20 protein-coding genes and 1 riboswitch are annotated in these 17978 nt (G+C 37.0%); all 20 genes read right to left on the reverse strand.

What is annotated here, in order from left to right; translation table 11 throughout:
* Positions 1-184: 184 nt before the first annotated feature.
* The gene (locus NZD88_RS07935) at positions 185-1477 is read right to left on the reverse strand and encodes an MFS transporter (protein WP_259828581.1); all 1293 of its coding nucleotides are present in this window, start codon (positions 1475-1477) and stop codon (positions 185-187) included.
* A gap of 21 nt (positions 1478-1498) precedes the next feature.
* Positions 1499-2911, reverse strand: a complete 1413-nt coding sequence (locus tag NZD88_RS07940) for a porin (protein WP_259828582.1) — start codon at positions 2909-2911, stop codon at positions 1499-1501.
* Between the two features lie 102 nt (positions 2912-3013).
* Positions 3014-4282 (reverse strand): sensor histidine kinase, encoded by a 1269-nt coding sequence (locus NZD88_RS07945; protein ID WP_259828583.1) that lies wholly within the window; start codon positions 4280-4282, stop codon positions 3014-3016.
* The gene (locus NZD88_RS07950) at positions 4279-4956 is read right to left on the reverse strand and encodes a response regulator transcription factor (protein ID WP_259828584.1); all 678 of its coding nucleotides are present in this window, start codon (positions 4954-4956) and stop codon (positions 4279-4281) included. Before NZD88_RS07950 ends, NZD88_RS07945 begins: the two co-directional genes overlap by 4 nt.
* Before the next feature lie 88 nt (positions 4957-5044).
* Positions 5045-5797 carry a DUF3575 domain-containing protein gene (locus NZD88_RS07955; RefSeq protein WP_259828586.1) on the reverse strand — a complete coding sequence of 251 codons (753 nt, stop codon included), beginning with the start codon at positions 5795-5797 and terminating at the stop codon, positions 5045-5047.
* Between the two features lie 262 nt (positions 5798-6059).
* Entirely contained in the window at positions 6060-7058 is a 999-nt protein-coding gene (locus tag NZD88_RS07960) for a T9SS type A sorting domain-containing protein (RefSeq protein ID WP_259828587.1), read from the reverse strand.
* Positions 7059-7190: 132 nt separating this feature from the next.
* Complete coding sequence (gene ribB, locus NZD88_RS07965) at positions 7191-7835, reverse strand: 3,4-dihydroxy-2-butanone-4-phosphate synthase (protein ID WP_259828589.1); 645 nt, start codon at positions 7833-7835, stop codon at positions 7191-7193.
* 90 nt (positions 7836-7925) lie between these two features.
* Positions 7926-8051, reverse strand: a riboswitch (FMN riboswitch).
* Positions 8052-8279: 228 nt separating this feature from the next.
* The gene (locus NZD88_RS07970; protein ID WP_259828590.1) at positions 8280-9038 is read right to left on the reverse strand and encodes an SMI1/KNR4 family protein; all 759 of its coding nucleotides are present in this window, start codon (positions 9036-9038) and stop codon (positions 8280-8282) included.
* 12 nt (positions 9039-9050) lie between these two features.
* On the reverse strand, positions 9051-9719 hold the full coding sequence (locus NZD88_RS07975) for a DUF4272 domain-containing protein (protein WP_259828591.1): 669 nt from the start codon (positions 9717-9719) through the stop codon (positions 9051-9053).
* 23 nt (positions 9720-9742) lie between these two features.
* Positions 9743-10522 carry an alpha/beta fold hydrolase gene (locus NZD88_RS07980; protein ID WP_259828593.1) on the reverse strand — a complete coding sequence of 260 codons (780 nt, stop codon included), beginning with the start codon at positions 10520-10522 and terminating at the stop codon, positions 9743-9745.
* Positions 10523-10664: 142 nt separating this feature from the next.
* The gene (locus NZD88_RS07985) at positions 10665-11909 is read right to left on the reverse strand and encodes a hypothetical protein (RefSeq protein WP_259828595.1); all 1245 of its coding nucleotides are present in this window, start codon (positions 11907-11909) and stop codon (positions 10665-10667) included.
* 66 nt (positions 11910-11975) lie between these two features.
* Positions 11976-12734 carry a hypothetical protein gene (locus NZD88_RS07990; protein ID WP_259828603.1) on the reverse strand — a complete coding sequence of 253 codons (759 nt, stop codon included), beginning with the start codon at positions 12732-12734 and terminating at the stop codon, positions 11976-11978.
* 156 nt (positions 12735-12890) lie between these two features.
* The gene (locus tag NZD88_RS07995; RefSeq protein WP_259828605.1) at positions 12891-13442 is read right to left on the reverse strand and encodes a hypothetical protein; all 552 of its coding nucleotides are present in this window, start codon (positions 13440-13442) and stop codon (positions 12891-12893) included.
* Between the two features lie 46 nt (positions 13443-13488).
* Positions 13489-14025, reverse strand: a complete 537-nt coding sequence (locus tag NZD88_RS08000; RefSeq protein ID WP_259828607.1) for a GNAT family N-acetyltransferase — start codon at positions 14023-14025, stop codon at positions 13489-13491.
* 38 nt (positions 14026-14063) lie between these two features.
* The gene (locus NZD88_RS08005) at positions 14064-14558 is read right to left on the reverse strand and encodes a tetratricopeptide repeat protein (RefSeq protein ID WP_259828609.1); all 495 of its coding nucleotides are present in this window, start codon (positions 14556-14558) and stop codon (positions 14064-14066) included.
* A gap of 18 nt (positions 14559-14576) precedes the next feature.
* A complete protein-coding gene (gene arr / locus NZD88_RS08010; RefSeq protein ID WP_423738657.1) occupies positions 14577-15002 on the reverse strand; it encodes an NAD(+)--rifampin ADP-ribosyltransferase in 426 nt (141 codons plus the stop codon).
* Positions 15003-15037: 35 nt separating this feature from the next.
* On the reverse strand, positions 15038-15556 hold the full coding sequence (locus tag NZD88_RS08015; protein WP_259828613.1) for a DinB family protein: 519 nt from the start codon (positions 15554-15556) through the stop codon (positions 15038-15040).
* A 181-nt stretch (positions 15557-15737) separates the two neighbouring features.
* On the reverse strand, positions 15738-16508 hold the full coding sequence (locus NZD88_RS08020; RefSeq protein WP_259828615.1) for a hypothetical protein: 771 nt from the start codon (positions 16506-16508) through the stop codon (positions 15738-15740).
* 12 nt (positions 16509-16520) lie between these two features.
* Positions 16521-17294, reverse strand: coding sequence for a hypothetical protein (locus tag NZD88_RS08025; RefSeq protein WP_259828616.1), 774 nt, complete (start codon positions 17292-17294; stop codon positions 16521-16523).
* A 10-nt stretch (positions 17295-17304) separates the two neighbouring features.
* On the reverse strand, positions 17305-17757 hold the full coding sequence (locus NZD88_RS08030; protein ID WP_259828618.1) for an SMI1/KNR4 family protein: 453 nt from the start codon (positions 17755-17757) through the stop codon (positions 17305-17307).
* Positions 17758-17978 lie beyond the last annotated feature (221 nt).

Raw genomic sequence — 17978 nt, forward strand, 5'->3', positions numbered from 1 at the left:
TTGCTATATCTATTAACCTGATTTTAAATTTGATAGATTAAGGTTAAGAGAGTTTAAAGGTGGAAGAACGGTGAGGTTGGACGTTCCTGTTGATATTCCTCGATACTTTTCTGGGAGTCATTTATCAAACTTCCTGACATGATTAAAAATAGAAATATCTTATCATGAACTCAGGTTATTTATTTTAATCTTTATCCAGTGAGGAATTATCTTTGGTATCCTTCATTCCGGCATATACGATCAGAGAAAATAAAATACATCCCGTGATATACCAGTAAAAATATTGTTCTGTTCCTGATTGTTTAAACCATAAAGCAATATACTCCGCCGTTCCTCCAAAAATAGCTACCGTAAGAGCATAGGGAAGGCCTACTCCCAGGGCCCGTATTTCAGAAGGGAAAAGTTCTGCTTTTACAACGGCATTGATGGAAGTGTAACCGCTGACAATGATCAGGGCTGCCATGATCAGAAAAAATGCAGTCCACATTGAAGTTGTGGTACTTAAAGCCGTAAGAAGCGGAACCGTACATAGCGTACCCAGAATTCCAAAACCTAAAAGTAACGGTCTCCTTCCGATTTTATCAGACAGTGCTCCGAATACAGGCTGCAGACATGCAAATATAAATAATGAGATAAATGAAATAAGGGTAGATTGCTCTTTGGTAAGATGCACGGTGTTCACTAAAAACTTCTGCATATAGGTCGTATACGTATAAAAAGCCAGAGTTCCACCTAGCGTCAAACCGATTACGGTAAGCAGGGCTTTAGGGTGCTTGAGAAGTTCTGTAACCGTTCCTTTTTTCTTATCGTTCACCTCTTTTTTGTTCTCAAAAGCTTCTGTTTCATGAAGATTAGCTCTTAAATATAGGGCAATCACAGAAAGTAATGCTCCGATCACAAAAGGAATTCTCCAGCCCCATTCTTCGAGCTGAGTTTCCGTTAAAAGAAGTTTCTGTAAAATCAACTGAATTCCCAATGCAATCAATTGCCCGCCTATAAGCGTTACATATTGGAAACTTGAATAAAAACCTCTGCGATTTTCGGATGCCATTTCGCTCAGGTACGTTGCAGAAACACCGTATTCTCCGCCGACGCTTAGTCCCTGTAATAATCTGGCAATTAACAGTAATGCGGGTGCCAGAATCCCTATGGTTTTATAAGTGGGAGTCAATGCAATAAGAAGAGAACCGAAAGACATTAACAATACCGAAAGGGTCATTGCTTTTTTTCTTCCGATCTTATCAGCAATGCTTCCGAATATCCAGCCTCCGATAGGACGCATCAGAAAGCCGACTGCAAATATTCCTGCGGTATTCATCAGCTGGGCATTCAGATCAGAATCCGGAAAAAATGAATTGGAAAAGTAAATGGCAAAAGCAGCATAGGCGTACCAGTCGTACCATTCCACGAGGTTTCCTACGGAACCGCCCACAATGGCCTTGATCCTTTGAGCAGTTGTAATTTGAGTAGTATTCATATGAGTAAGATATTAAATTTTTTAAAGTACGATTTGAAAAGACAGTAAAAATTCACCTTTTCTGTCAAAAACTGTTTTGGATGTGGGATCATAAAGCGGTCTGCTGCTGTATTGAGCAACGATTCTTGCATTTTGACCATACAGATAAAAATTGGCACCGATGTCATAATAGCTTCCACTTTGATTGAGCGCTTTCATGTCTTTAAGTGCATAATTGAAAAATGGCTGTACCTTCAGAATAGTACTGAATTTCGGAAGAACAAAACCCACCTGCGAGAACCATATGTTTCCTGTTCCCATCAAAACCCTGTTATTTCCGGCTCCTTCCAGTGCTTTTTGTCCCTTAAAGTCTGAATCCGGAGTACCGGGATTCAAAAGACCGCTTACTCTTAAATAGTCTGGGCCATAGTTATAATTGTAATAAACGGAGTACAGCGTAAGTCCCATTTCTTTACTTTTATCTCCTACCGGAAGTTCTGCATAAACATCTGCTCCAAAAATATTGACATCATGAGATTCAAAAATATTTTCAGACGGCTGAGATTGGGTGCCATCTTTGTTCGTGTAAAAACCAGCTCCCAGATTCAGAACTTTTTTTGTGGCTAAATTATTTCCGGGCAGGAAGGAAGTCACCGTCGTTTCTTTGTTAAAGAACTGATAGAAGGCATATCCGGAATAAGAAAGTTTTCCGCTTTGGTTATTATCTACGGCTGCACCTCCTGTATTAGGTTTTAAATTGGTGGCAAAAGGTTTGTTGACACTGAAACGGTAATTAATCCGATCCAGTTCTCCATGTACAAAAATTCCCAATTGTCTTGAAAACTGGTCGGCAATTTCTATCGTTGGAAAATTAAAAACAGGAATATCACCTGCAAGCATTTTGGTGGTACTTGCATTGGTTAATCTGCTTACCCCATTCCACGAATGCAGTCCTGCTCCTAAGTAAAGGTTGTTTTTGTTCGGTTTTCCCGTCTGAAAATCATTTCTTGGAATAATGGCCAGTTCATTATAAGCATCGTGAAAAAAGAAAGGGGCTTTTTTCCCGGCTCCATTGTTTCCGGTACCTGTTCCGCCACCTGAAATAAAACTCTGATTATTAATTCCCATCTGTAAAAAAACAGAATAAAAAGGCGTAACCTGGCTCTGAATGATTAATCTCATTCTCCGGATCCCGGCATCATAAGTTTGTTCCTGAGGAACTCCGTTAACCAATGTTCCGGGGTTGTTATCCATACTGCGGAGCCAAATCTGACTGGAAATCCCGAATTTAAGCCATTTGTCGCCTTTAGAGTTGAGGTTTATTTTAAGTTCTCCCACATCTAAAGGATTTTTTTCAAGAGCAACTTCTTCAGGGCTTTTTTTTATACTTACGGTATCCTGGCCGTATGTACATTGCATAACAGCTAAACTGAAAATAATTAGTAATTTTTTCATTGGCGCTTTTGTTTGCACCTAAACAATACATAAATTCTGAAGAAATTCTGAAGTTTTCATGAAATTAAAACATTTGGTGTTATGTTTTTGAATTTCAATGTTTTATTTTGTGAAATTGATCCTTACGCTGTGCATATTGTTTTCAAATTGATAGAAGATTTCGGTGTCGTAAATCTCCAAAATTTTCTTCACGAGTGCCAAACCTATCCCAATGGAGTTTTGGTTGGGGTTTCCGCGCTTGAATCTTTTGAATAATTCTTCAGTAGGAATCGTGGGAGGATTACCTGTATTGGAAATTTGGAAATAGCTTTCTGTAAGCGTTACAGAGATTTTTCCGTTTTCTATATTGTGTCTTTTGGAATTATTGATGAGGTTATTGATAACGATCGTTGCCAGGTTTTTATCAAAATTAAGATAGATATCCTCCTGAATTTCTTTTGTCACCGTAAGATTCTGAATTTCAAAAATATCCTCAAAATAATGAAGCCTTTCCTGAAGTAAGTCAGAGAAATTAATAAGCTGTGAATCGTTTTTTTCAAAATGTTCCAGCTTGGCGAGGAGAATAAGAGATTGATTGATGGATGACAGTCTGTCCAGTTCATCATTCATTGAGGAAAGAGTGATCAGTTGGTTTTCCGAAAGCTCACTGTCCATAAGCAGTTCTATTTTCCCTTTGATGGAAGCCAACGGTGTTTGTAATTCATGAGACGTGTTTTCCGAAAGTTCCTCTAAGAGGTTGTAGTCTTTTTTGGAGCTTTCCGTCATTTTTAGTAAAAATGTATTCAGGGATTTGAATTCTTCGGTTTCCGTGTTCATCAGATCCATGGAACGGTTATCTCTCAGACTGAATTTCTTTATTTCGTCTATCGCGTGGTAAAAAGGGTCAAGAATTTTTTTAGAAACCAGAATACTCACGATAATGGTCAGAATGATAAGAAAGACCATGATCCAGGCAATGACCATAATGATGCTCATCAGGAAATTATTTTCAATGATCGTAATGTATCTTACACTGGTGATGGCATACCTTTTCTTCTGAATTAAAGGATACGTGGTTACTGTGATCCTGTTCATGTGTGACTGGATGCTTTTATTCCAAATGTATTTTTCTTCGATAATTTTTTCCTTGATATTTTTAGAATCTAAGGGAAGAATTTTCACCTGAATCTGCCCGTGGTGAAATTTTAAATAATCATAAGCGGAATCACTTTCCAGTCTACGTGCTACGTAACTGTTTAAATCCTCAAGTTTGAGAATGGCAGAACGCATCGTTGCCCTTTCAAACGCGAAATAGAGAATAGCAAAACCTGTGATAAGAACGAAAAATACCAATACAGTGAATGCTCGGGCAAAACGGAAACTTAAATTCATTTATCAATCCATTTATAACCCAATCCATAAACGGTCTGCAGATAATCTTTTCCACCGGCATCAATAACTTTCTTTCTTAAGTTTTTTAAATGCTGATAAACGAAATCCACATTGTCAATGCTGTACGTATAATCACCCCAAAGGTGACTGGCAATTGCCTGCTTGGAAAGCATCCTGTTCTGATTGTTGATAAAATAGATCAGCAGGTTCAGCTCTTTTTTGGTAAGATTGATCAGTTGGTCGTTGATCCTGCATTCTTTAGACTCCAGGTCAATTTTAATTTCATTAAAGCTTAAAATACGGTTGGCTTCAGGGGTTTTTCTTCTGAGAACTGCTTTTATTCTGGAATGAAGCTCGGGTAAAGAAAATGGTTTGGTGATGTAATCATCGGCTCCGTCATCTAACCCGGTCAGTTTTGTATCTAAAGAATCTTTTGCTGAAACAATAATGACACTTGCTCCGGGAGTGTAGTTTTTAATATGCTTCAGAATGTCCAGTCCGTTTCCATCAGGAAGCATAAGATCCAGAAGAATACAGTCGTACTCAAAAAGTTCTATTTTTTCTAAAGCTTCTTTCGCATCAGAAGCTACTTCACAGACGTAATCTTCCTTTTTAAGGTAGTCCGTGATGTTGGCAGCAAGGTCTTTATGGTCTTCTATGATGAGAATTTTCATGCGAACGTATTAAACCGGATAACAATTTATCCGGTTTAAAGATATAAAAAAACCGTTCAGAAAATCAAGAACGGTATTTTTTAATGATTTAAAACCTGTACCCAATCGACAGGCCGCTTCTGAAACCTGCCCAGGGCCCGTCTACTTTTACTTTAGCGCCATTGGCATTGGTTTCTACTGTGTAATCTACAAAAGGGATGTCCAGATTTTCAATTTCTTTTTTAAGCTGAGCCTGCATTTCCGGCGTCAGGACATAGTCGCTGGTCATGGTGAAGTCGCCTTTTCCGCTTCCGTAATGAGCACCCGCGATCCAGAAATCAAGGACCAGATTCTGGCTTCTGGTCAGGAAAAACTGTACACCCACCATCAGCCCGCCGCTGTTTCCGCTGGTGCTTCCCTGTCCTTTAAGGGGAATCTGATAGGTATGTCCGTCAATGGCATCATAATCGTAATAGAAATCAAAGCTGTTGGAAGAAACATCGGAATACCGGTAATATGGTGCAAAATAAAATCCTTTTCCGTAGCCTTTCCCGATGTAGAATCTGGGTTCAATGGTGAAGTTCGTGGCCTTTACCTTTAGGTTCTGGAATCTTTTCTCATCTTCATCTTTCAAAAAGGCATTGATGAAGGGTACTTTACCCTGCGTCATGGTTCCGAAACCTATATTTACTGAGAACCATTGGTTAATCGCTCTTTCATAAGACAGGTTGATGTTTCTGAATGCATAAGCTGTAACGTTGGTTTTAATGATATTCATTTTATCGACTGGAACAGCCTGGACTTCCTGTGCGTCTGCCTCTGAAAAGAAGAAACAAGGTATTAAGATGAGGAGCTTTTTCATGATGTTATATTTTGTGGTGTAGAAAGGTATCAGCAAAAAGCGGGCAAAAATTCAATAATATTTCAATATGAATTGATTTTTAACTTAAAAATAATGATATAGTTGTTGTTTTCGATATTCTGGATTGCTAAATACTGTTATTCTAAAAAAAATCGGAATGCAAAGTGATTGGAGTACTATGCAAAATCAGTGAAAGATGCACATTATTATATACAAAAAGCCGTCCTGACGCAGGACGGCTTTCTTGGTTATTGATAAAAAATTACTTTTTGATAAACTTAGTATTTTTCTTTGTTTCAGAATTTTTCCTTTTAATTTCTATAAAATAAGAAGCTGGCGGAAGTTCCGAAATCTGTACGTTCCCTGATTGTATATCTGAAGTTTTGATCAGTTTTCCATCTAGGCTATAGATATTGGCAGTTGTATAGTTTTCTGTATTTCCTTTAAATCCGATAAAATCCTTTGCAGGATTAGGATAAACCACAAAATCTTCTTTTTTTGTAGTGTTGGCAGTTGCTAAAAAAGTTTCGCTCAGAGCCGCCGCACTTGAAGTAGATTGATTGATTCCCAGTAAAGGAACCGAAATATTTCCGCTTGTAGATGTCAGTAGCGCATATCGGTGATTGCCGTCATAATACGAATAAGCGGTGTTGGTAAAAGTTCCTATAGGATTTGAGAAAGTGACATCAAATGGGGAGTATAAATTAAAATTCTGTGTAAATTTTACCCTCAGTACATTCGTGTAAGTTTTGTTGCTGATGATCAATGTTCCATAGGCATCTGCCAGTGTACCCATTGTCCCGCTGAACAGTCCGTTGGCTACCGATGAAGTGAAATTTCCTCTGGCGTTATCGGATTGAGTGATTCCGAAAGCAGTAGGGTAATTCATATACGTACCATTATCAACTGAAAAGTTTAGGGTAGCTTCAGGATTGATTACTCCGGTGATTTCCAGTTTTGCAGCTGAGGTTTTATAAAAAATAGTAGTGGCTCCGCTGCTCATTTTAATGGTAGAACCCGGAAATGTTGTAATCTCTGCAGCAGATGGTATCGAATAAGTTGTTGGAGAAGCTGCTCCCTGTGTCAGACTGCCGTTTGAAAAGGTAACATTGGCTCCTGTAGCGGAATTGTTTACTGTTCCCGTTACCGTATAATTATTCGCGGTATCTCCAGATAAAGGATCGTTGGCCGCTTTTGTCAGAGTGATTTGTGCGGAAAGTGCGCCGGAAATACCCAGCAAAAAGAGTAGTGGTGTTTTCATAGTTTTATTTTTCACTAAGATAAATAAAAACAGGTATTGATTTTTTATGTTAACTTGTTTTTAATGAATTATTTAAATAAAAAAACCGCCCGGTATGATCGGACGGCTGTTCTGTGCGTTATATATAATTTTTTAGTTGCTCATTATTTTGCGGTAGGCATAAATGTCTTCAATCGTTACCACGCTCATTTCTTTGAGGGACGCAAATTTCACGATCTCCGGAAGCCTGGCCATAGAGCCATCTTCATTGGTTAGTTCGCAAAGTACGGCATCGTCACCGAGATTGGCCATTTTCACAAGATCTACACTGCCTTCCGTGTGGCCGCGTCTTTCGAAAACCCCGCCTTCTTTGGCAATCAGTGGGAAAACGTGTCCCGGACTTGCAATATGACCAGCCTGCGCATCTTCTGCCACGGCAGTTCTGATGGTTGTTACACGGTCTTTAGCAGAAACACCGGACTCAACGCCTTCTTTGGCTTCGATAGAAATGGTGAATGCGGTTTGATTTTTAGAGTTGTTGTTTTCCACCATCGGACGCAGATTAAGGTGCCTGCTTTTCTCTTCGGAAATGCATAGACAGACGATACCGCTGCATTCACGGATCAGCAGTGCCATGTCCTTTTCTGTAATGGTGGATGCGGGAAAGATGATATCACCTTCGTTTTCTCGGTTTTCATCATCTACTAAAAGAATACCTTTTCCCTGTTGTAGTTTTAGAAGTGCATTTTCTACACGTTCTGTGGAGGTCGCTCCAAATTGTTCTAATAATTTTTCCATGTTATTTTACTTTTAAAAGTTAAAATAGTCTTCGGTACATGGAAATGAAACACGGCACAATAAGCCCGTAAGGAATCTTACTGACCGTTTCATTTTCTTCTCCCATCCAGACTTTAACTGTCGGTTTTGGAATTCCACCAAATCAGTCCCTTCCGAAGAAAGGAGTCGCGGACTGTAACCGCCGGTAGGGATTTTCACCCTGCCCCGAAGAAAACTTATACTAAGTTTTACTGTATGTTTTGATTTAAAATTTTATTTCATTGATTATATTTAACGCACAGATGGCAAATTTCGGGAAGTTTTTTGAATTGGAAAAGGGATTTTTGGTCGTTTTTTCGGTTGCCTTACAAATTCAAAAAAAATAAACCACTCCGATTTGAAATGGCTTTATTTTTTGTGAGATTCTGATAAGCTTAACTTTTGTAAGGGATCCGGTTTTAAATCTTATGATTCGTATTCCTTTAAGTATGTTACTATTTTTTTCTCTACAAAATCAGATAATGAGTTTGCGATTTTTATCACTTTTGGAGGGCTATGTTCATGGGCAAAGATGTAAATGCTTTGATTTTCCAAACTGTACAGCAATTGGTCTCCATCGCCGTACAGCCAGAATTCTCCCAGGACTAAGTATTGTTTTTTTTGAATTGTTTCCGTACTTAATTCCTGAAAATCGATTTCTATACCTTCCAGCTTTAGGATGGATACATTTTGGTACCATGTTGTCAGATCTTCAGGGAGCTTCATAGAAAGTTCTTTTTCTATATTGTGAATAAATTCCTGCTGTACACCAGCTTCAATAATGTCAGAATCACCGTACGATTTGGTTAATTGCCTGAAAAACTTCGGATAGTGGTCTTTTAAATATCCGAATTTCTTTTCAACCTCTTTCTGAAGCTTTTTTTCCTTTTGTTTTTCGGCTTTACAGAAATCTTCAAATTCTTTTTCCCAGCCTTTTTTATAGAGGTCAGAAAAAGTAGTGTTGATTTTCACAGATTGAAGCCAGTCAAAAGCGCCCAGTTGCCCGATGTATAAATTTCTGATCCCGCTGAAACTTTCTTTGGGCTTTATTTTAAGAAAGGCAGTTCTTCCGCATATTTTTTCTACTGTGTTTTTATGATCGGCAAACCAGCCCATCCATTCGTGTGCGATGAGTTTTCCTTCTGAGAGGCTGATGAATTTTTCAATAAGTTTTTGTAGTATCATCTATCAAACGGATTACGTATCACATGAAACATCATCCCAATCCTGATCCATATAAGTGATCAGCCAGTTTAAGGCATAATGTCTTTCATAGACAATGCCGGGATCTATCGTGGTCATTTCAATACTGTTGATACGGGCATCAACACACGCCCAGTCATATCGGTAATACAGGTCGGCTGCATCAAGTATGTCTGATTTTGAACGGAGTTCATGAGGAGCATGAATGAAATCATTGGGATCCATATCTCCGCCAAAAGGATAGTTTTCGGCCGGAATATCATTCAAATCACATAACTCATTAGGAAAGGGTAAGGTATCTACTTTTTTTAATGCCCATAATAAAACCCAAATACACTCACATTTCCAGCTTTCCTGGGATTTTTTGTATTCTGTAGGATCATTTAGAAAATCTTTTTCATCAGGAGTCACATAGTCCCAAAGATTACAGTCTTTAAGATAATCAATAGCTTCTTCCGGTTCCATGGAATCAAAAGCAATAAGGTTGGTCACAGCAAGAACAGTGACTCTTCTGGCTATTTCTTCAGCGGTCCGAATTGTCGTTTCCTCCTCAGTTTCTATGTGGGGGAGGTTGAAATTAATTTTTATGTCTTCTTTTTTGAGAATTTCTTCACTTTTTTCTTTTCGGGAGAGATCTTCCTTTTTGGTGGAAATATTCAGCATGATAATGGATAATTGTGAATCGTCTAGATAAGTTCTTTGATCGTTTGTTCAAGTAATTGATTGAATTTTTCCGGGTTTTCCAGCATAGGATAATGCCCTGTTCCGGCTATTTCAACATAATTATAATCTTTTAAATACTTTCGGTTGTTGTCGGCATTGGTAGGAAAGTTATCTGAATTGATAGCTCTTACCGGTACCTGAACTTTTGATGCTGCTTCCCTGAAATCTGTTTTATACAAAGGTCTGAGCAGGTCTATGGCTGTTTGTGATGTGTTTTGAAGGAATTCATTCTGTAATTGCTCTCTTACGTCCGATGGTGTTTTTTCCGCGAAAAGATATTGGGGAAGAATATGTTCAACCGCATTTTTAAAATCATTACGGTAATGCACAAATAAATATTCCTCGGCTTGTTCGTCTGTAAAGGTTTCATCGAGATCTTTTATAGTGTCTATCAGAATAAGAGCCTTTACCTTGGGGATTTTCAAAGAGGCTTCAAGAACGTAGGCTCCCGACATCGAGTGTCCCACAAGAATAATCTCAGGTGAATCGATCTGATCTGCTACCGCTTTGATATCCTCTGCGTATAATTCGCTTGACCATTCTTTTCTGGAGGCATCCGATTTTCCATGTCCGGCAAGACTCATTTGTACAATCTGATATTTTTCTTTGAAATATTCCTGCTGGCTGTTCCACCATTCTGCATTACCGAGCCATCCGTGTACGAATAGGATAGAAGTACTTCCTTGGCCGTTTTCTTTATAGTGAATGTTCTGTCCGTCTGAAGATTGTGCGTATTTTTCCATGAGTTATTTTATTCCTATTTATAATTGTGATTTTTGTGAAACTAAAAATACAAAAAGTACGGTGAATACTATTGTGTTTTCTTCTTTTTCAGTTAATAAAAAACGTCCTGAAACCAGAACGTTTGTAAATTATTTTATGATCTTACCACTTCCATATCTGAGGTTCATCTTTCCATATCAGCAACCTGAATTCTTCATAAAGATTGGCATTGCCTATACTGTGGGGATCTCTGCGGCCCTGGTCTAATTTAAGTTTGTGCAAAATGCCTGAATGAGCAGCTACCCAAAGTGTTTTTCCGTCATCTGAAAGGGTCATTCCGGAGATGGTAGATCCTAAAAAGTGCCTCCAAAGTTGCTTTCCTTCTTTATTGAAGGCTTTGATGTATCCGTAAGCATCCCCCAAAATGTAATGATCTTCTGTGGCCGTACCTGCATATACTCTCATTTCTTCATCAATAATAGTATAATCATCGCTTTCAGTATAAGCTTCGATATCAGCACCTACATATTGATCAGCATTGATTCCAATGGTAATTCCGTTGTAGAAATGGCAGGAATTGGTGATCAGCTGGCTGTCATCTTTAGCAAACAGGCAGAAATGCGGGTATGAGGACTGTGCTCCGATGGAACCTAAAGTATTGCCTTCCGGATCTAAAATCCTGTGGTCATAACTCTGATCTCCTACCACGATATAGGAATTGTCATTGGAAAGCGTGGCGTTTTCCATATCGATATCCGGAGTCCAGTCTTCCTCATTATCTTCATTGATGGGATGAATGAGTTTTTCTTCATTTTTAGAAATCAGATAAATCCCGAATGAAGTGACCAGAAGGACTTTGCTGCCATCGTTGAACGGGATCAGCTCTGTAATCCCTAATTCTTTGGTTTGATCGAGCTTAAATTCGTTGATGAGTTCTCCATCCCAGCCTTTATAAACGGATATTTTACCGGGAGTCGCTATGGCAAAAACAAGGTTCTGTTTTGATTTTCCGATGGCCTGAATCGTTTCGTCTAGTGGGGTCACCTGATCATGATCCAGTAGGTAAGCCTGTCTTTTTTCATAGGAAGTCCCGGTCATGAAAACCATCTTTTCACCGGAAATGAAGTGAAGCTGCTCGATACTTTGGGATCTGTTTTCCAGTAAAGGAATGATAGGCGTGTGAGCAGGCGGAAATTCTGCTCTGAAATTTTCTGTATCTCCGTTCTGGTTGGCTGTTTTAAGCAAGTTAAATACAGCTTCAGCAAGATTGGATCTTGTATCTTCAGGTTCTTTGCCCTTCCAGTTTTCCCAACCGTTCTTTTCACCGAAATCAACCATTTCGTTAATTTCTTTAGCATACTGTTCTCCTTTTGAGAACCACTCTTCCTGGATTGTCGTGTTTTGCATAATGATGATTAATTAAAATTGAGATATTCTTCACAGGAATATCTTATTTAAAAATTAAGTTTAGTATTATTTGAAGTTTACATGTTCGTCATGATAGCCATTGATCTTGATGCTGCTTCCTTTCAGCAGTTGAGGATTTACAGTTCCGGTTTTTTCAGCCGTGAATTCAAATCCCAAGATACTAAGCGTTTCGCCGGGTTTGGAGAAATTTTCTTTTTTTAAGGTGTAATTTCCTGCAGGGCCAATTTTTATAGTATCTCCTGGCTGTTCCATAAATGTCTCAATATTACTTTTCTCTTTAGTGTTTACTTTAACACTTTTGGACAAATACAGCCTATTGACATCCTGAAGACCGGACCAATGGATGGAAAAATCTTTGCTTAAGGGGGCTTCTTCGTCATAGATAATATTTCTGGAACTGCTTAGTTTCAGAGAGGGAACGCTGCCCAGAAAAAAGTTTTTCCCGTTGGCCAGTTGGATCTGAAATTCGTACTTATTATTTTCCGGAGCTATCTTCTCTGTGTGATATAAATAGCTTTTGGTATAGTATAATCCTTGTACAATTTTGTATTCTACTTTTTTCCCATTGACGGATATCTTCACCGAATCATTGCCAAACATTTTGCCTTTTCTGTCATACAAGCTGACGGAAATACTATTGTCATTTTCATCTGTTAAGCTCTGATAAAGATTAATTTCAGCTTTTATATCGGAAATATCTGTAATCGTGGATGCAGGAACGGGTCCTGAACAGGAAGTGAACAGAAAATAGAGACAGCATAGCATAACAGAAAGCCTTGTTTTTATGGAGCTGACGATTTTCATAGGGTGATGTTTGGTGTGACGGAACTCTTTTCCGGTGTGTTAAATTACAAAAAGAAATAGAATAGGGGATCTGTGATGGGAATTAATTTGCAAAAAGTAAAATGTATTCATGTAAAATGACTTCATGAATACTTTATACAAAATACACTAAAATATTTAAAAATGATAATAATTCCTAAAGTCTTTTTTTTCAATGATCTTCCAGTTTTTAGCAGTAAAATGCACCGCTGCGCCCTCACTTATTTCACCGTCTACATTGAGTTCATAGAAATCACAGCCCCAGCCTTTATTCATCATCGTATAATGAGACCTGACAAGATATTTAAACCCGTAAATCTTTTTTGCAGGTTCATTTTTTATTTTTACAAAGACGGTGTCCGTTAAAAGTAATTCATTTTTCACCAAATAATTTCTCTGGTTTCTTAAAGAATCAAAAATAGCGGTGGGTATTTTGTCATGATAATTTTGAATGATCTGATTTCCTCTTTTTATCTGAATATGGACAGAATCTGCATCTTTTGGAAAGTATCCGAAGAAGGAGACATTGAAGCCGTCAATTTTAGTTTTAGCAGCACATTCTTTTTCAACTTTTGCTAGTTTTTCTTTGTCGCTTTCGCAGGAGATAAAGCAAAGAGCCATTAAAACAAAGATCAGATTTTTCATATCAGTTTTTGAAGCAAGCTTCATCGATATTTCCTTCAAATTCATTGGAAATTATATTTTTTAATCGGTATCTGAATTATCTTTTAATAACTTATAAAGGCCTTTTTGGGGATAACGACCAATGCATCATTTCAGCATCCTGCTTTGTTTCAGTAAAGCTTAATTTCTTCAGAAAGTTAATGGAATTGGCATTTTCCAAAAGACATCGTGCAGTGATTTCAGAAACCATACCGGTAGAAAAAGCCCAGCGTATCAATTCTGTGACAGCTTCTTCAGCATAGCCTTTTCGTCTTTCTTCTTTGGAGATTCCATATCCGATGTCGATGTTTTTTTTATCATCATTATATCCTTTAAATCCGGCATCCCCAATGATTTCGAAAGTGTCTTTTTTAATAATCATCCAGGATTCAAACCCTGTAGGTCCTTCAACTTTTGAGAGATTATCAATGATCCTTGGCAATGTCTCTATCACATCGGGATAGGGCCAGCCTTTTCCTTTTTTTAATCCCATGGCCAAAAGACCGCCGAAATCATCTTTCAGAATACCCTCACAGATTTTTGTTGTAAACGGAATAAGAATCAGCCTTTCTGTGGTAAGTTTGTCAATGGATAGTTTTTGAGCTTTCAAAATGATTAGTTTTTTATGGAGTAAATCCTGTACAGTTTTTATTTAATCAGTTTTTTTGAATAATTATACACAGATTTATTATATCTGGGTAAATGTTTAGATAGTGATTCAAGAGCTAATGATAACGCTTCTTTATCATTGTTGATTGAAGACAATGACAATGCAAGAAAAGCATTGACAGCATCATCCAGTTCATCAGAATAGTTTTCTTTTTCTTCCCTAAGGATCTCAATACTTTCATGTATTTTGCCATTATTCCGCAATGTACTTGCCAGTTGTATTTTGGCTCTTCTTCTCCGCAATCCCGTAAGGCCGAGCTGTAACGCAGATCTGTAAAGGGGTTCTGCATTTTTTTCAAAACCTGTTGAATCATAGGCGCAGGCTCTTTCAAAATCTGCAACAGCATTGGGTTTTCCGGCAGAGATTGTTTCTGTATGTACTTTTATCTTTTCAATGAAATCATCGTTGGAAATGAGTCCCAACTGATCCCATATGGTTTTTAATTCTGCCTCCCAAAGTTCAAAATCTGTCATTTTTAATTGTTGGTTTTATCAGTCTTCAATGGCTTCAATGCCTTGCTGTTTCAGTTTTTCAAGGTGATCTCTCATTGTTTTCAGCTGCTCCGGCGAATGTCCCTGCCATTCAGTAACTTCCCCAATTACTTTAAAAGGATGTTGAGAACGGTAAGATTTTGTGGGATTACCGGGGAATTTTTTGTCTGTTAAGTTAGGATCATCTTCAATAGGGCCCGTAGGTTCTACGATATAAATTCTTTCTTTTCCCTCTCCGAAAGCCAGTTCTGCGCCCCATGTTGCCGCTTCCAAAGTAGCCGAAAGATAGATGTATTTCGCTTTTCTCTTGGTGCCATAGTTGGAACTGAAACCGACTTCGATGAGGTCTCCGGTTTTAAGATCTGCTTTGGTACCGTGGTAATAGACTGGTGTTTCTTCAGAAATGTTTGAATTCACTGTTTTGATATTTTATAATTTAAAGACAGGATATTTGGGATGAATTAAATTTCAGACGTAGCTTCAGAATTTTTATACACATTCCAGAAATTGTAATCCGTCATAGGAGCATCAGTAATTCCAACATTTCGTCCCATTGTTACAATTTGTCCTCTGTGATAAGTTCCATGTACGATCACATGCTGGATGTACTCATATTTGGAGAAATCACACTGAAACCAGGGAGATTCAATTTTTACATTTTTTGTTAAATCCTCTTCTGATAAACTTTCTACGTAATCCATCAGCTTTTGAGAATTGGTTTTTATGCCTGCGAAAATTTCGTCTTTAGTGGCTGCCGCAGAAATTTTATCAAAATTAAAATCGGAATTTTCTGCAATATAGCCCCACCAGTATTCCTGCGTCTGCCAGATGTGGTGCAGGGTTGCTAAGATCGTTGGGAAGCTTGAAATAACTTCCTGGTTAAGCTGTTCATCAGACTTGGTTGAAAGCCAGTCAATGTATTGGTTGACCACCCAATTATTGTACTGAACACTGTGATTGATTAATGTTTTTAAATTCATGATGATTCATATTTTGTTTAATGATTTTGGTGATATAAAAATAAATAAAATAAGAATTGCTTCAGAAAAAATGATACTCTCCAAAAATAGAAGGATCTTATATCTAAGCTGAACGGAAAAAAAACATTCTAAAGGATAGAACGGTTTATCTATTTTAAAAAAAATATTTATTTTGAATAGATTAGTAATCTACAATGACGAAATCCGGATTTCCGGTCGCGAAAAAGTATCCATTCATATAATCTTCGGTAGGAGGCTGTTCATATCCCTTTTTTAATGTGGAGATTTCTTTCTTTGACATTCCTTTGGTATTTTCTTTTGACAGTTCCGATTTTTTGCTGTATTCCCAGACTTCAATATATTTTTTTAATTCCATTTTATATTCTTCCGTTTTTTTATATTGGGCAAACTGACGAAATTTGAATTTTATGAATTCATCTTTATTGAGATCTTTTTCCTTGACCACCGTATCATTGTTGATGGTTATTAATTTGTAATGCTCATGTAAAGACGAATATCCGAAACTGGCAGCTTCAATGAGTTTTCCGGTTGGAATCACAAGTATTCCAGAATAATTAAGAACTATTTTTCGATCTCCGAAAAGTTTTTGGAAAACGGAAATATAATCTTCATTTTCTGAATTCAGATCAGGAATTTTGATATCAATTAAGCTTAAGACATTATTTTCAATTGTAAATGTTGCGATATAATCGCGGTCATTTGAAGTGGAAAATGAAAGCATCCTCTCTCCGTTTTTGTATTTTTGAAATTCCGGGAGCTTGGGTCCAAAGACAGGATGATCATCAGGATGGCGCTCTAAATATCCCTCCAAAGGATTGTTCATAAGATCATACTCTTTGTTGTTGATTATAATTTTGTCAGGTTCCTGACCCGTTGCAAAAATTTTTATGAGTGAAAAAGTAAATAGGAAGATGAATAATTTGAGTTTCATTGTAGAATATGGTTATGCAGGTTCAAAAGGTATTTTGTTTTCATCAATAAGCTTTGCTTTTAGTGCATCTGCATATGCGTGAGCAAATTTTTCTTTTTCACTTTTGGGTATACTGAAATAGAAATCCATTCTTTTCTCTTTTTCATCATAATTTTCCTCATCCTCGAAATCATTTCTCGGTCTTTCAACAACTTCTAAATAATGAACATAATGACCGAATTCGTGTGGTAAAGTTCTATAAAGTTGAGTGTTTCTTGTAAATTCAGGTTTGAATTCAGCGATAAAGTTTCTTTTTGCATCGATAAATGTGTGTCCATCAGTTTTTAATCTTTCAAATTCTCTTTGATCCTCAACAGTTTGTTTTTTAGGCCAGAATATTTTTTTCTCTGTATCAATTGCATCCAAAATAACCGCAGGAAAGTATTCGTTTTCAAATTCATAACTGTAAATTAATCTTCCCCATACCGGTGAAAGAATTTCTTCTTTTCTTTTTGGCTGTCTTAAAATAATGAACTTTAAACCTCCATAATCTTTAGATGGAATCTGTTCAATTATTTTCTGAATATCATTCAATGAACAGGAGTGTATTGAATTTTTGCGGGTTTCTTCAATCACAAATATAAATTCGTGATTATTTATTAATCTGATTTCTTTTCTATAATGAGCAAGTCTTTCATAAAAGGATTTTAAATCTCCATAGGGTGAGGATATCGTCAATTTATTATTTTGACCATAGCCTTGATTCTCGGTTCCTATATTTCTATTTCTTCTTGTTGGACTATACATTGTCAATAATTTATGGTTGAGGCTGAGAATTATTTTTTTTAATATGTTTCTCTTCCCATTCACAAATTCCACCTTTTTCAAAAAGATTTCCCTGCGAAAAAGATTTTAAAAATTCAAGGATTGAATGGGATGAAATAGTTTGTGCAGAATTGAAAAATTCAAAATTTCCGTTTGTATTTTTTCTCAAACCCCACGAATCAGAATAAATCATATACTCTGCAAACAAAAACCAATGATGGCCATAATCATCATTAGCTAATATGGTATCTACTGATAAAAAATTGAAAATATCTTTATGACATTCAAATCCGTTACATAAACTATAGAAATGAATGAATTCTTCAGGGAGCTTAAATCCAATTTTATTTTCCAATTCCAATATTTTATCATCTGACGCTGGATTCAATATTTTAAATCCATAAGGAGAGTTTTTAATTTCAATTTGTTTTAATATTTCTTCCATCTAATAAGCTTGAATTATAATGAAAATAGATTTATTCTAATGTGAGGATGGTTTACATGAGCAGCAACCTAATCTGCATTTTTTCAAATTATTTACCCCTAAACTGACCGTATTTTTTTCTCAGTGAATTTTGAATTGTCAAGGATTAAAGGAATGCTAATGAGGTAGTTTTTTGAATGATTGAAGTTTATTTCTCTTAATAAATTGTGACCAACCACTAT

This window comes from Chryseobacterium pyrolae, from assembly GCF_025153485.1.
Taxonomy (GTDB): Bacteria; Bacteroidota; Bacteroidia; order Flavobacteriales; family Weeksellaceae; genus Chryseobacterium; species Chryseobacterium antibioticum.